Origin of the sequence: Veillonella sp. DNF00869 (assembly GCF_001553345.1) — a bacterium.
GTDB lineage: Bacteria > Bacillota > Negativicutes > Veillonellales > Veillonellaceae > F0422.
In genome coordinates, this window is the sequence record NZ_KQ960771.1 from 223,499 (window position 1) to 236,706 (window position 13,208).

Below are 13,208 nucleotides of genomic sequence, written 5' to 3' on the forward strand. Positions count from 1 at the left end.
CTCATGAAGACAGTTGCATTTACTACCTTAGGGTGTCGTGTCAATCAATATGATACGGATGCCATGAAAGGTTTATTTATAAAAGCAGGATATACTCCTGTTGGTTTCGATGAAGAAGCCTCTATTTACGTGATTAATACTTGTTCTGTAACAAATATGGGAGAGAAAAAATCACGCCAATTAATCCGACAAGCAAAGCGCCGTAATCCAGAAGCCTTTATTGTAGTCACAGGCTGTTATGCCCAATTAGCGCCAGAAGTAATTTCTGCTATCGATGGGGTTAACCTTGTCATCGGTACAGCGAATCGAAATAAAATTGTAGAATTAGTAGAAAATATTCCATCTACAGAAGAACAGATTTCCATCGTTCGTAATGTGATGGAAGAGTCTACCTTTGAAGAAATGCCTTTATTTGGCAATGAAATTGAAAAATGTCGGGCTTTCATGAAGATACAAGAAGGGTGTAATAATTTCTGTTCCTTCTGTATCATTCCTTATACACGAGGAAAATTAAAGTCTAGAAAAATTGAAGACATCGTGGAAGAAGCAAAACGCCTGGTTGCTTATGGGTATAAAGAGGTTGTCCTCACAGGGATACATCTCGGTAACTATGGTATTGAACTACCTGAGCGACCAACCTTAGGCCGTGTTGTGCGTGAATTATTGACCATTGATGGCTTAGAACGCATTCGCTTTGGTTCTATTGAATCTGTAGAAGTATCGGAAGAATTAATAGAGTTAATGGCAACGAACCCTCGTGTATGCCCTAATTTACATCTTCCTTTACAAGCTGGCTCAGATCCAGTGTTAAAAGCGATGAACCGTCACTATAATTTGCAACAATACAAGGATTTAGTGAAGTATTTACGTAGTCGGATTCCGAATTTATCCATTACGACAGATATTATCGCTGGTTTTCCTGGAGAAACAGACGAATTATTCGAGGAAACCATGCGTACAGTGAAAGAAGTTGGTTTTACGCATATCCATGCCTTCCCATATTCTATTCGAGAAGGTACGCCAGCTGCTAAGATGGAAGAGCAAGTTCCAGAAGCCGTGAAAAAGACACGTGTAGCCTTATTAAATCAACTTGGAAAGGAAGGCTTTAAAGCCTATGCCAATCGTTTTCTTAACCAACCTGTGAAGGTTCTCATCGAACAATGCGATGACTTTTACTATTATGGACTAACCAATGAATATGTACATAGTAAAATACCTAAACAAGACCATACTTTCAATGTAGGGGATATTGTAGGTGGTAAAGTAACAGAAGTACATAGCGATGTGGTGCTGGTGGAGATTTAGAACTAATTTGTTACGAGGTTCATCATCTAATGGATAGAATTTTTTGAAGACATTTAATGATGAATTGATCGTATTTTAAGAAATAAACAATAGACTATATAGAATATTTTTGATATAGTTAATATCATAGTATGTAAGTATCATACAGTAGATAAGAGAGGAAATTCCCATGAAAGAAGATTGCTTATTTTGTAAAATTATTAATAAAGAAATTCCAGCTAAGGTTGTATTAGAAAATGACAAATTCTTAGCATTCCATGATATAGCTCCAGTGGCGCCAGTTCATGTGTTGATCATTCCTAAGAATCATGTATCTAATATTGCTCATTTAAATGAAAATAATGAAGCCTATGTGGAAGGTATCTTACCCTTTGCTAAATTGGTTGCAAAAGAATTAGGTCTGGCCGCTGATGGATATCGCTTAACATTAAATACAGGCGCGAAAGCAGGTCAAACTGTATTCCATTTACATGCACATTTGTTGGGCGGTAAAGAATTAGGTTGGCCAAATATTGACTAATCTAGGAGGAACAAGTGTCAATAGAACAAACTATTATAAATCAATATAATGTGGATAATATTCTGCATTACTTTCAAGAAATTGCTAATATTCCTAGAAAATCTGGGTATGAACAAGCTATTTCCAATTATATTAAAGACTGGGCTCTAAACCTGGACTTAGATGTGTTCCAAGATGAACAGTACAATCTAATCATTAAAAAAGTCGGCACAGAGGGATATGAATCACATGAACCAGTGATTCTACAAGGTCATATGGACATGGTTTGCACTAAACTAGAGTCTGTGGAGCATGACTTTATTAACAGCCCTATCGCTTTGCATGTAGAGGATGGTATCTTACATGCCAATGGAACTACCTTAGGGGCAGATGATGGCTTTGCAGTAGCCTATGGCATGGCTATCTTAGCATCTACAATGATTCCACATCCTCCGTTAGAGGTAGTATTCACTGTAGAAGAAGAAACTACTTTCAAAGGTGTGAAAACATTAGATTACAGCCATTTACAAGGTAACCGCCTCATCAATATGGATGGGGAAAGTATCAATGAGGTGACCATTGGCAGTGCTGGCGGCCATGGATCTACGGTGACATTACCGATTGTTCCCGTATCTGTGAATAATGAAATGACAAAGCGCAGAATTACCATTGAAGGTTTGAAAGGTGGTCACTCTGGTTGTGATATCCATTTAGGGCGAGGTAATGCTATTTACATCCTATCTAAGGTATTAGAACGTATCACAGGGGAACATAACATTCGTGTCACAGAAGTGAGCGGTGGTAGTGCACCGAATGCGATTCCATTACGTGCCTATGCAGATGTGTATCTACATTTACAAGATGTGCCATATGTGCAAGTTCTGTTACAAGAAGAACAAGATAAGTGGAATGCCCACTATGCATCAGCTGGTGAAAGTATGACAATATCTTTATCTGTTGTACCTAAAGTAAATCGTGAAGATTTAGTGGAATTAGACCTAGAAGCCATCACTATGGAACGTGCTTTCAGCGGTGACACTGTACAAAAACTATGTGCTCTTATTCAAGGAATTGAACAAGGCGTATTACAACATGCTCCTGGCAATCCGGATGAAGTATGGTACTCTAATAATATTGGTGTTTTGGGTATGGCAGATGATGCTGTTTACCTTAAAATGCAAGTACGCAGTACAGATACGAAGAACCTAGAGACTCATTATAAAGGCCTAGTGCAATTGGCAGAAACTCATGGTGCTACGACATCCCTTGAAAGCCCATATCCAGGCTGGCTACTAACATTTGATAGTCCATTACAACAAACCTATCAAAAGGCATATGAATCTGTGACAGGCGCTACAGACTTGCAGTTCAATGTAATCCATGCAGGTCTTGAAGTTGGCTACATGTTAGATAATTTACAAGGCCCAGTAGATGCTATTAACATTGGGCCAAACATTCATGACTTACATGCACCTACAGAACGTATGGAGTTAGAAAGTTTTGTTACTACTTGGAATGTATTGAAAGAGTTCTTAAAAAGCTTATAAAACAACATATTTGCCATTTATTTTGGCTTATGATATAATTACTTCCGATAACGATATATTATCGGAAGTAATTTTTTAGTTTAAAATAGCTATATAGGTAGCAACAGCTCTATATAGTATATTTGAGGTGCTTATGAGTCAATCTAATACACACTTCTATTTACGCAATTATAAAGAGATTGTGAACAACTCCAAGCTTAGCGATAAGGCTAAGTCTAGTATTCTATTATCTAAAGCAGAAAATACTGTAGATGCCTACGAATCTGATTGGATGGATTTTGTGGATTGGTGTCAACATAAACAAGAATCTTTTTTTCCAAGCTCACCAGAAATCATCGTCAATTATATCAATGATTTAGCTGATTATGCTAAAGCTAATACTATATCACGTCGCATTAGCGCCTTATCGGAAAACTTTAATGCTTCTGGTATTGAAAGTAACCCTTGTAGCGCTCCTATCGTTAAACAAGCTATGCGAGGTATACGTCGGTCCTTAGGCACTTACCAACAAGGTAAAACGCCTGTACTATTGGATGATCTTATGGATATCATAGACTATATGGAAACTGCCGATATAGCACCTATACAAAAACTACGTGATAAAGCTATATTATTATTAGGTTTTATGGGAGCTTTTCGACGTAGCGAATTATCGGCATTAACCGTAGAATGTTTAAAGTTTTTGCCACAAGGATTAGAAATCTTCGTATCCAGTTCAAAAGCTGACCAAGAAGGGCAAGGTGCTATCGTAGCAATACCATATATCGAAAATGAGTCATTATGCGCTGTAAAGGCTGTCAAAGCATGGCTAAGATATGTTCCTATTACTACAGGTCCAGTTTTTAGAGGTTTTACGAAAAGTATGGGGATACGAAAAACTGCTATCAGCGATAAAAGCATTGCTGATATTGTAAAATACTATATGGCAGCTATTGGTGAAGATCCATCCTTATATGGAGCTCACAGTCTACGTCATGGCTTTGCTACTACCGCAGCTCATCATGGCGTGGAAGAACGTAATATTATGAAACAAACTCGACACCATAGTGTCAATATGGTACGGCGATATATTAATGAAGCCAATAAATTTGTAGATAATCCTATATCTTCTATATTCAAGCCTAAATAACACCATATTAACTACATATTACTTGAGTTAGATGATGTATATTGAATCTCTATATAGGCGTACATAGACTATATAATACAGAAAATAATCAGATACAATTCTGTCTCCAAAACATGAGAAAGAACAGACAAAAAAGACTGCATACCCCTATGAATAATACATAGGATATACAGTCTTTTTATTCTATCATTCAATATATATATTTTAATATTTTACCGAACATACACATGCTATAATTTAATTATTTGCCCAAGCTGTAATAAAACCGAACATAGTTTTTTCTTTCAGTGTAGGAATCATTAAAGTTTCTCCAGCACGTAATGCCTTACCATGTTGTAAATGATTAATTTCTTCTATAGCGACTATATACTCACGAATATCAATATCTTCAGTTTGTGCCAATGCCTTTTGAGAGATACTCCATAAGGTATCCCCAGCATCTACTTGTACAGCTTTAATATTTTGAGTATCCATCTCTAATGTTGTAGTATTAATCATACCATTTACTACAAATACCATAGCTACCATTACTAAAATAGAAAATAATTTATTCATAATATATACCTCTCTCTAATAATATCGAACAAAATAAATAGTACATCTGTTTGTTTATGTTCATATTTTAACACACATACAAATGTTCGGTCAAGCATAATTTTTTAGAACGCATATTTGACAATTTTCGATATTAAATTTATAATAGGTATATATGAATTAAGTTCCATAATACTGTAGAATGAGAGGTTATTCCCTTGAGACGTCCTGCCACTGATATAAATAGCAAACAACAAAGAATATTAGATTTTATTATTGAAAGTTTACAACAGCGCTATCGCTGCCCAAGTGTTCGTGAAATTGGCGATCATATGGGGTTAAGCTCCACTTCTACTGTTCAAAGTCATTTAAATACATTAGAAAAATTTGGCTATATTACTCGTGATGCTAATAAGAATCGCTCTATTACCGTTGTAAATATGCCTGATGTACCTGCTTTAGAAATGGATGAAGAAACTCACGAAGTTACGTCAAGTCCTGAATTTAATTTTTTAGAGGCTGGCCTTCGTCGTGTCCCTTTGATTGGAACTGTACAAGCAGGTCTTCCTGTAACGGCTATTGAGAACCGTGAAGATGAGTTCGTATTACCTACTGCTCTATTAGGTAGCTCTGAATGCTTCTTATTACGTGTTCGTGGCGAATCCATGCGCGATATCGGTATGTATGAAGGTGATTTGCTTATCGTTCGCAATCAATCCACTGCCAACAATGGGGATATCGTAGTTGCTCGAATTGATGATGAAGCCACTGTGAAACGCTTTTATAAAGAATCTGACCATATTCGTTTAATGCCAGAAAACGAAGAGTTTCAGCCTATCATCACACGTAATTGTGTGATTGAAGGTCGAGTGATTGGGCTCATTCGTGACCATATTTAATCTAATATAATAAAAAAAAGATAGTAGTCTTTAATAAGACTACTATCTTTTTCTTTTTAAATTTTTATTGTTTATATGATTCTATAGCTGCATCGATGATCTGCGCTTCTTCTACAGATGGATCACATAACGGTAATAGTAATGGCCCTGTTGTAAATCCTAATTGCTTCATCGCATATTTTACAGGAATAGGATTTGTGGTAATAAACATAGCTTTTAAGATAGGTACCAAGGATAGCTCAATAGCTCTTGCTTCTTTTACCTTTCCTTGTCTGAATAATCCTATCATCTCTTGCATTTCATTTCCTACAATATGTGCGGCCACAGAAATAACTCCGGCTCCTCCATTTTGTATCACATCTAATGTTAATGCATCATCACCAGAATAAATCATGAAATCATCACTTGGTAGTAATGCACGAATTTGTTGAGTAATACTAATATCACCTGTAGCTTCTTTAATAGATGTAATATTAGGGCATTCATTAGCTAATCTAGCTACTGTTTGTGGTTCTATACGACCACCTGTTCGACCCGGTACATTATATAGCATAACAGGTAAATCAGTACTGTCTGCAACTGCTTTAAAATGTAAATAACAACCTTCTTGATTGGGTTTGTTATAATATGGTACCACAGCCATCACGCCATGAACACCAGTATGGCTAGCAGCCTTCGTTAAAGCGATCGATTTTTTAGTAGAATTACTACCTGTATTCGCAATAATGCTAGCACGATGACCATACTCTTTAGCGATTAATGTAAATAGCTCAAGTTTATCACGATCATCAATATTTGGGCCTTCACCAGTAGTGCCACATACAATTAAGCCATCAGAACCATTGTCCAACAAGTATCCGGCTAGACGTAGTGCTTCTTGAAAATTTACATGACCATCGTCAGTAAAAGGAGTGATCATTGCTGTTAAGATATTTCCAAATGTTGTCATCTTAGCACCCCCTGAAATATATAATTAGAAAGATTGATGTTCTACCAAGTATTCTGCAATTTGTAATGCATTTAATGCAGCACCCTTACGAATTTGATCTCCTACAATCCAAAAATTCATAGCATGCTCGTTAAATAAATCTTTACGAATACGGCCGATTTCACAATCATTTTGATTCGATGTATATAAAGGCATTGGATATTCTTGTGCTGCTGGATTATCGTTCACACGTAAACCAGGGAATTTTTCACAAGCAGCTTTGAAATCTTCTACAGATACTGGAGACTCTGTCTTTACTAATACAGATTCAGAATGAGAACGATATACTGGTACACGTACTGTAGTCGATACTACAGCAATAGTGTCATCATGGAAAATCTTTTGTGTTTCCAATACCATTTTCATTTCTTCTTTAGAGTATCCATTTTCCATGAATACATCAATTTGCGGAATTAAATTAAAAGCGATTGGATAATGTTTGTCCATAGAGCCTGTAGGTAATAAATTAGCTACCATATCTTCCCCTGCAACATGTTGAGCTACTTGGGAATCTAATTCTTCAATCCCCTCTTTGCCAGCGCCAGATACAGCTTGGTATGTGCTGACAACAACACGTTTAATAGGAGATAAGTCATGCAATGGCTTTAATCCTAAAGCCATGATAATAGTAGAACAATTAGGATTAGCAATAATACCTTTATGTGTATCAATATCCTCTGGGTTTACTTCAGGTACTACTAATGGAACGTCTGGATCCATACGGAAAGCGCTGGAGTTATCGATAACAATAGCACCACGTTTAGCAGCTTCTGGAGCCAATGTTTTAGAAATAGAACCTCCTGCAAATAAAGCAATATCTACACCTTCAAAAGATTCTGGTTTTGCCTCTTCCACCACATACTCTTTTCCATCTACTGTTAAAACTTTACCCGCAGAACGAGCAGATGCTAATAGTTTAATGCTTTCATAAGGAAATTTACGTTCTTCAATTAATGTAATAAACTCTTGTCCTACTGCACCAGTAGCACCTAATATGGCTAAATGAGGTTTTCTCATAGTGACTCCTTAATATTAATAACTTAATGTATAGTTATATGTATTATACTATTTAAGTTTTTCTTTAGCAAGAATTATATAGAATATAGAATTATAAATAATGTTCTAATCCATAAGTTAAGCCTGCAAAATCTTTGATTTTTTTACAAGCTAATACCACACCAGGCATAAAGGATAAGCGACTTAATGAATCATGACGAATCACCAATGTTTCATCATATCCACCAAAAATAACTTCTTGATGTGCCACATAACCTGGCAAACGGACACTGTGAATTGTCACATCATCCACCTTAGCACCTCGAGCACCTGGTAGACTCTCACGAGTTAAATCTTCAGCAGCTTTCACATTGGCTTTTTGTTTTGCATCATTGATCAATTTAGCCGTTAATACAGCTGTACCAGAAGGTGCATCATATTTATGATTATGATGTAATTCAATAATCTCCACATCTGGAAAATACGGAGCTAGTTCCGCTGCCGTTTTCATCATCATCACCGCACCTAACGAGAAATTAGGAGCTACCAAACAATTCGCATTATGTGCTCTACCAATGGAATCTAATTCTTGGCGCTGTGCTTCTGTAAGACCAGTTGTACCAATCACAACGTGAATTCCTTTTGTTATCATAAGTTTTGCATTTTCAAAAATAATGGCTGGTGTTGTAAAGTCCACAATCACATCTGGATGTACGGCTTCAATAGCTTCCTCTAATTGACTGTAGATTTTACAGTCTAAAGGACTAGTGCCCATAAATTCACTAACATCTTTACCTCCATGGCTAGGATCTACCCCCCCCACTAAGGTTAACTCTGTATCATTATGAACAGCTTTTAGAACCTCACGGCCCATTTTGCCAGCTGCTCCATTTACTAAAACTTTCATTGTTCCTCCTAGAGTAATTCCTGTTGAAAGTATTGAATCATTTCTTTTGCTGTTTCTAAGGCTGTATCTGAGAAAGATTGGCCTGACATCATACGGGCAATTTGTGCAACACGTTCCTCTTCTGAAAGGATGGTAACTTTAGAAATAGTTCGACCTTCTTCTTCTACCTTATGTAGATGATAATGTTGTTTTGCCACGCTTGCTGTTTGTGGTAAGTGCGTAATACAGAATACTTGGCTATCAGAACTTAACTGTAGAATTTGTTTAGCCACTTGTAAGGCTATATCACCGCTAATACCTACATCAATTTCGTCAAATACTAAAGTCTTACGTGTTGCTTTATTAAATACGGATTTAAAAGCTAAGGCGATACGCGCTAATTCACCACCAGAGGCAACTTTATGCAGTGGTAATAAAGCTTCCCCTGCATTGGCAGAAAATAATAGCTCTATCCGACTCGCTCCCAAGGGAGATAAAGTTTCAGTACCTTCTATGACAAATTCTAACTTTGCTTTTGGCATACCTAATTGAGTTAAATTTTGCTGTAAGGCATCAGTAATCTCTTTATGATGAGCATAACGTATTTTTGTAAGCCTTTCTAAAGCTTGTAATGCTTGTGTTTCTAAGGTTTCCACGCGTTCCACTAACTGCGATTCTTCACTTTCCTCTGATTCTAGTAGTTCTAATCGCGTTTGTGCCATTTCTTCAAAGGCCAAAATTTTTTCAATAGTATCTCCGTATTTACGTTTTAAATTGTATATAAGCGTGTCTCTCTCTTGTAAGTAAAAATAGCGTTCTTCGTCATAGCTAATGGAATCACGGTATCTATCTAAAGCTTGTCCAGCTTCTTCTAATTGATAATACGCAGATCGCAATAACTCAGCTATTTCTTCCATATCCTTATCATATTTTACAAGATCAGTCACTTCATTAGTAATACTATTCAAGCCATCAATAAGAGGAGTTCTGCCCCCATAGATACCATCATAACAACTAGAAATTGTAGATTGAAGATGCTCATAGTTATCTAATCTCTCTAATTCATCAGATACAGCTGTATCTTCATTAGTTTGTAATTGGGCTTCTTCAATTTCATCAATCTGAAAGCGCAACATATCTAATTCACGAATTCTTTGTGCCGACTCTTCACGCAATGTTTCTAATTGTCGCTTTGCACTGGCATAGTCAGTATAGGCTACTACGTAATTTTCATAAGCCTTCGTGGCATCATCATTATACGTATCTAAATAGATATGATGTGTATCCGGTAATAAGAGCTGTTGGTTACTATATTGACCATGAATATCTGCTAAATAGGTGCCGATTTCACGTAATGCCTTCAATGGAATCACTTGGTCATTAGCTAAAATTTGTGATTTACCGTTTCGATTAAAAGTTCTAGATAAAATTAAAGTATCTTCTTCTACTAAAATATTTTTATTTACTAATAACTCTTGTAATGCTGTATCTCCTGCAATATCAAAAGCGCCTTCAATCAGAAAAGAATCCTTCTCATGACGAATAAATTCACTACTAGCTCTTTCTCCTAATAGAATAGAAAACGCATCCATCAATATAGATTTACCAGAACCTGTTTCTCCAGTAAAAATTGTGATGCCCTTGGCAAACTCTAGCTGCATATGTTCGATGAGGGCAAAATTTTTAATCCCCATGCGTACTAGCATATTAATCCCTCATTAAGTCTTGAATACGGTCCAATACCATTTCTACACTTTCTACAGAATTACATATCAATAAAATTGTATCATCTCCAGCAATCGTACCTATAACTTCATGCCATTTTGCATGGTCAATAGCAAAGGCTACTGATTGCGCAGAACCAGGTAATGTATGTAATACGACTTGATTCAACACGTGGTCAATACGCAAAATGGAATCTTGGAATAAGCGATTGATGCGTGTTCTAGATAACATAATATTTTCTTCTGGAGATAAGGCATATCGATATCGTCCATCTCCTGTAGGAACTTTAATTAACATCAATTCCTTAATATCACGTGATACTGTTGCTTGTGTAACGGTAATCCCTTCTTCTACCAAGGCTTGCGCTAACTCTTCTTGTGTTTCAATAGCCTTAGTTTGAATAATTTCTTTTATCTTATTATAACGAAAACGTTTCATTATTTCCTCCGACGAATAATATATAAAATAGGCGGTTGATTCGCTTGATTTAATGGTCGCCATGTACTGCAGTGAAAATCTTTTTGACTAATAGAAGCTATATAGTCTTCTAAATCTTCTGCCTCTTTACGACCAGTTTCTGTTCCAGGATACGCTACAATGGTACATAATCCATGTATTGAAAGTTTTTCTAATCCCTTTGATAAAGCTTTAATTGTTGATACAGATTGTGTCATAATTTGATGGTCTGCATTCGGTAAATACCCTAAATTAGCTACCATTAAATCGATAGTAGATACAGGAAGTGTTTCCAGTGCACTATCATGTGACCCCAATATGAAATCCACTTGTTTTATAGCCTGTGGAAACTCTTTCAAAAGCTTTTCTTTCGTCCTTGTTAGTGCTACTTCTTGTATATCAATAGCATATACATGAGAATTTTTATGACAATGTGACAATAGATATACCGTGTCATGTCCATTGCCACAAGTAATATCTACAATAGTTCTAGCTGTAACTAGGGCGTCCAACCATAAGTGATGCTGAAAGTCTACACTATGGTGCAGAGGAATCATAGAACCTCCTTAGATCGTGCGGTCAACTTTTTAAACAAGGTAGCAAAGAATTTTTGATCTTTAAATCGCACATATTTACAATATTGTGGGTGCGCTTCAATATGTAAAGAGTCAGTATTACCAAATTCGTAATCAAAAGTGCCATCCACAGAAATATGCAAGCTTTTCTGACGCTCTGGCATAGTAATATCAATTTTTGCACTTTCTTTTAGCACCAAAGATACGCCTTGCAATAAATGAGGGGCAATCGGTGTTACTATAAGAGAGCGATTATCTGGCGCCATAATAGGACCTCCAGCAGATAAGTTATACCCTGTAGACCCTGTGGAACACGCTACAATTAAACCGTCAGCAGGATACATTTGAGTATGTCCACCATTAATCGACAAATTAATACGAGCCATTTTACCCGATTCTGAGCGGGATACCACAATATCATTAATAGCCGGACGTAGCACACGTTCTCCTTCTGGAGTATGTAAAGTTCCCACTAAATGAATGCGATCTTCCACATAAAAATCGCCTTTACTAATTCTTTCAATAGCCATCTCTAAGTTTTCAAGTTCTATTTGATTTAAGAAACCTAATTCCCCTAAATTAATACCACAAATTGGTACATTATATGAATAAATTTGACGTGCTAATTGAATAATCGTACCATCACCACCAAAACTAAATGCCATATCCAAATGTTCAAATATTTCCGGTCGTGATAGTAAGTGAGATTTTTCTATCCCCAACGCGCATACATCATGATGTTCTAATTCTTTAGGCATATAGACTTCTATACCATATGTATGGCAATGAGTAATTGCTTGTGATAATATATCTCGAATATTCTCTTTTTTCATATTAGGAAAGAAACCGATTCTCATAGATCCTCCTATAATTGATGAGCCTCCTCTACTGTGGCTGTAATAAGCCCTTCAGTAATGTCTAAGGAATCCTCTGCTTGTTTTGTAAAATATCCTAAAAATTCAATATTTCCTTCCATTCCTTTAATGGGAGAATAGGTTAGTCCATGTAAATATAACCCACAATCTTTAGCGATATGCAAGATACGATCTAACACCAATCTATGTGTGGATTTCTCACGTACTATTCCACCTTTACCGACTAGTTCTTTACCAGCCTCAAACTGAGGCTTGATTAAAGCTACTAAAGAGCCAGTATCCTTAAGTAAAGTAGTCGCTACGGGTAACACTTTATCTAAAGAGATAAATGCTACATCTATGGAAATAAAATCGCTAAGTTCCCCTAATTGTACTGGTGTAACGGTGCGAATATTTTGTTTTTCCATATTGATGACTCTAGGATCTTGTCGTAACTTCCAGGCTAGTTGATTATACCCTACATCAATGGCGAACACTTTGGCTGCTCCATGCTGTAAGGCACAGTCTGTAAACCCTCCTGTGGAAGCACCGATATCTACCATAACGGCATTCGTTAGATCGATAGGGTATAACTCGATGGCTTTTTCCAACTTTAAGCCACCACGGCTTACATATGGTAAGGTATTACCTTTTACCTCCAAATGTGTATCTACTGAAACTTTAGTACCAGCTTTATCCAATCGCTGTGTACCAGAAAAGATAAGCCCCGCCATAATAGCAGCCTTGGCTTTTTCTCTACTTTCAAATACACCACGTTGCACAAGTAGTATATCAAGACGTTCTTTTTGACTCAT

At 36.5% G+C, this 13,208-nt stretch carries 14 protein-coding genes; 5 read left to right on the forward strand and 9 right to left on the reverse strand.

Going from position 1 to position 13,208, the window contains the following annotated elements:
• Positions 1-3: 3 nt before the first annotated feature.
• From mtaB to HMPREF3032_RS05375, 4 genes are all read left to right on the forward strand, one after another.
• A complete protein-coding gene (gene mtaB / locus HMPREF3032_RS05360) occupies positions 4-1,305 on the forward strand; it encodes a tRNA (N(6)-L-threonylcarbamoyladenosine(37)-C(2))-methylthiotransferase MtaB (protein WP_062402750.1) in 1,302 nt (433 codons plus the stop codon).
• A gap of 169 nt (positions 1,306-1,474) precedes the next feature.
• Positions 1,475-1,825 carry a histidine triad nucleotide-binding protein gene (locus HMPREF3032_RS05365; protein WP_009352788.1) on the forward strand — a complete coding sequence of 117 codons (351 nt, stop codon included), beginning with the start codon at positions 1,475-1,477 and terminating at the stop codon, positions 1,823-1,825.
• A 14-nt stretch (positions 1,826-1,839) separates the two neighbouring features.
• Positions 1,840-3,351 (forward strand): beta-Ala-His dipeptidase, encoded by a 1,512-nt coding sequence (gene pepD, locus HMPREF3032_RS05370; protein WP_062402752.1) that lies wholly within the window; start codon positions 1,840-1,842, stop codon positions 3,349-3,351.
• 133 nt (positions 3,352-3,484) lie between these two features.
• Positions 3,485-4,480 carry a site-specific integrase gene (locus HMPREF3032_RS05375; RefSeq protein ID WP_062402755.1) on the forward strand — a complete coding sequence of 332 codons (996 nt, stop codon included), beginning with the start codon at positions 3,485-3,487 and terminating at the stop codon, positions 4,478-4,480.
• Between the two features lie 237 nt (positions 4,481-4,717).
• On the opposite strand, the gene HMPREF3032_RS05380 is transcribed toward HMPREF3032_RS05375, so the two are convergent.
• On the reverse strand, positions 4,718-5,035 hold the full coding sequence (locus tag HMPREF3032_RS05380; protein ID WP_062402758.1) for a LysM peptidoglycan-binding domain-containing protein: 318 nt from the start codon (positions 5,033-5,035) through the stop codon (positions 4,718-4,720).
• 197 nt (positions 5,036-5,232) lie between these two features.
• Between HMPREF3032_RS05380 and lexA the strand changes: the two genes are divergently transcribed.
• Positions 5,233-5,913, forward strand: a complete 681-nt coding sequence (gene lexA / locus HMPREF3032_RS05385; protein ID WP_062402761.1) for a transcriptional repressor LexA — start codon at positions 5,233-5,235, stop codon at positions 5,911-5,913.
• A 64-nt stretch (positions 5,914-5,977) separates the two neighbouring features.
• Here lexA and dapA read toward each other — a convergent pair whose 3' ends face one another.
• The 8 genes from dapA to HMPREF3032_RS05425 form a co-directional block, all read right to left on the reverse strand.
• Entirely contained in the window at positions 5,978-6,862 is an 885-nt protein-coding gene (dapA, locus tag HMPREF3032_RS05390) for a 4-hydroxy-tetrahydrodipicolinate synthase (protein WP_062402764.1), read from the reverse strand.
• Between the two features lie 24 nt (positions 6,863-6,886).
• Complete coding sequence (locus tag HMPREF3032_RS05395; RefSeq protein ID WP_062402767.1) at positions 6,887-7,918, reverse strand: aspartate-semialdehyde dehydrogenase; 1,032 nt, start codon at positions 7,916-7,918, stop codon at positions 6,887-6,889.
• Between the two features lie 91 nt (positions 7,919-8,009).
• Positions 8,010-8,804: a 4-hydroxy-tetrahydrodipicolinate reductase gene (dapB, locus tag HMPREF3032_RS05400; RefSeq protein WP_062402770.1), complete on the reverse strand. Its 795-nt coding sequence runs from the start codon at positions 8,802-8,804 to the stop codon at positions 8,010-8,012.
• An 8-nt stretch (positions 8,805-8,812) separates the two neighbouring features.
• Positions 8,813-10,489, reverse strand: a complete 1,677-nt coding sequence (recN, locus tag HMPREF3032_RS05405) for a DNA repair protein RecN (RefSeq protein WP_062402773.1) — start codon at positions 10,487-10,489, stop codon at positions 8,813-8,815.
• 1 nt (position 10,490) lies between these two features.
• On the reverse strand, positions 10,491-10,946 hold the full coding sequence (gene argR, locus HMPREF3032_RS05410; protein WP_009353250.1) for an arginine repressor: 456 nt from the start codon (positions 10,944-10,946) through the stop codon (positions 10,491-10,493).
• The gene (locus tag HMPREF3032_RS05415) at positions 10,946-11,521 is read right to left on the reverse strand and encodes a tRNA 5-(aminomethyl)-2-thiouridylate-methyltransferase MnmM (protein WP_062402777.1); all 576 of its coding nucleotides are present in this window, start codon (positions 11,519-11,521) and stop codon (positions 10,946-10,948) included. The genes argR and HMPREF3032_RS05415 overlap by 1 nt, the downstream gene beginning before the upstream one ends.
• Complete coding sequence (locus tag HMPREF3032_RS05420; protein ID WP_062402779.1) at positions 11,518-12,396, reverse strand: NAD(+)/NADH kinase; 879 nt, start codon at positions 12,394-12,396, stop codon at positions 11,518-11,520. The genes HMPREF3032_RS05415 and HMPREF3032_RS05420 overlap by 4 nt, the downstream gene beginning before the upstream one ends.
• An 8-nt stretch (positions 12,397-12,404) precedes the next feature.
• Positions 12,405-13,208, reverse strand: coding sequence for a TlyA family RNA methyltransferase (locus HMPREF3032_RS05425; protein ID WP_062402782.1), 804 nt, complete (start codon positions 13,206-13,208; stop codon positions 12,405-12,407).

What these genes read in the sequence shown, in the direction of transcription:
- HMPREF3032_RS05375 (WP_062402755.1), top strand. Translation starts at nt 3,485, where the DNA reads ATGAGTCAATCTAATACACACTTCTATTTACGCAATTATAAAGAGATT.
- argR (WP_009353250.1), bottom strand. Translation starts at nt 10,946, where the DNA reads ATGAAACGTTTTCGTTATAATAAGATAAAAGAAATTATTCAAACTAAG.
- dapA (WP_062402764.1), bottom strand. Translation starts at nt 6,862, where the DNA reads ATGACAACATTTGGAAATATCTTAACAGCAATGATCACTCCTTTTACT.
- dapB (WP_062402770.1), bottom strand. Translation starts at nt 8,804, where the DNA reads ATGAAAGTTTTAGTAAATGGAGCAGCTGGCAAAATGGGCCGTGAGGTT.
- HMPREF3032_RS05380 (WP_062402758.1), bottom strand. Translation starts at nt 5,035, where the DNA reads ATGAATAAATTATTTTCTATTTTAGTAATGGTAGCTATGGTATTTGTA.
- recN (WP_062402773.1), bottom strand. Translation starts at nt 10,489, where the DNA reads ATGCTAGTACGCATGGGGATTAAAAATTTTGCCCTCATCGAACATATG.
- HMPREF3032_RS05365 (WP_009352788.1), top strand. Translation starts at nt 1,475, where the DNA reads ATGAAAGAAGATTGCTTATTTTGTAAAATTATTAATAAAGAAATTCCA.
- HMPREF3032_RS05425 (WP_062402782.1), bottom strand. Translation starts at nt 13,208, where the DNA reads ATGAGTCAAAAAGAACGTCTTGATATACTACTTGTGCAACGTGGTGTA.
- HMPREF3032_RS05395 (WP_062402767.1), bottom strand. Translation starts at nt 7,918, where the DNA reads ATGAGAAAACCTCATTTAGCCATATTAGGTGCTACTGGTGCAGTAGGA.
- mtaB (WP_062402750.1), top strand. Translation starts at nt 4, where the DNA reads ATGAAGACAGTTGCATTTACTACCTTAGGGTGTCGTGTCAATCAATAT.
- HMPREF3032_RS05420 (WP_062402779.1), bottom strand. Translation starts at nt 12,396, where the DNA reads ATGAGAATCGGTTTCTTTCCTAATATGAAAAAAGAGAATATTCGAGAT.
- HMPREF3032_RS05415 (WP_062402777.1), bottom strand. Translation starts at nt 11,521, where the DNA reads ATGATTCCTCTGCACCATAGTGTAGACTTTCAGCATCACTTATGGTTG.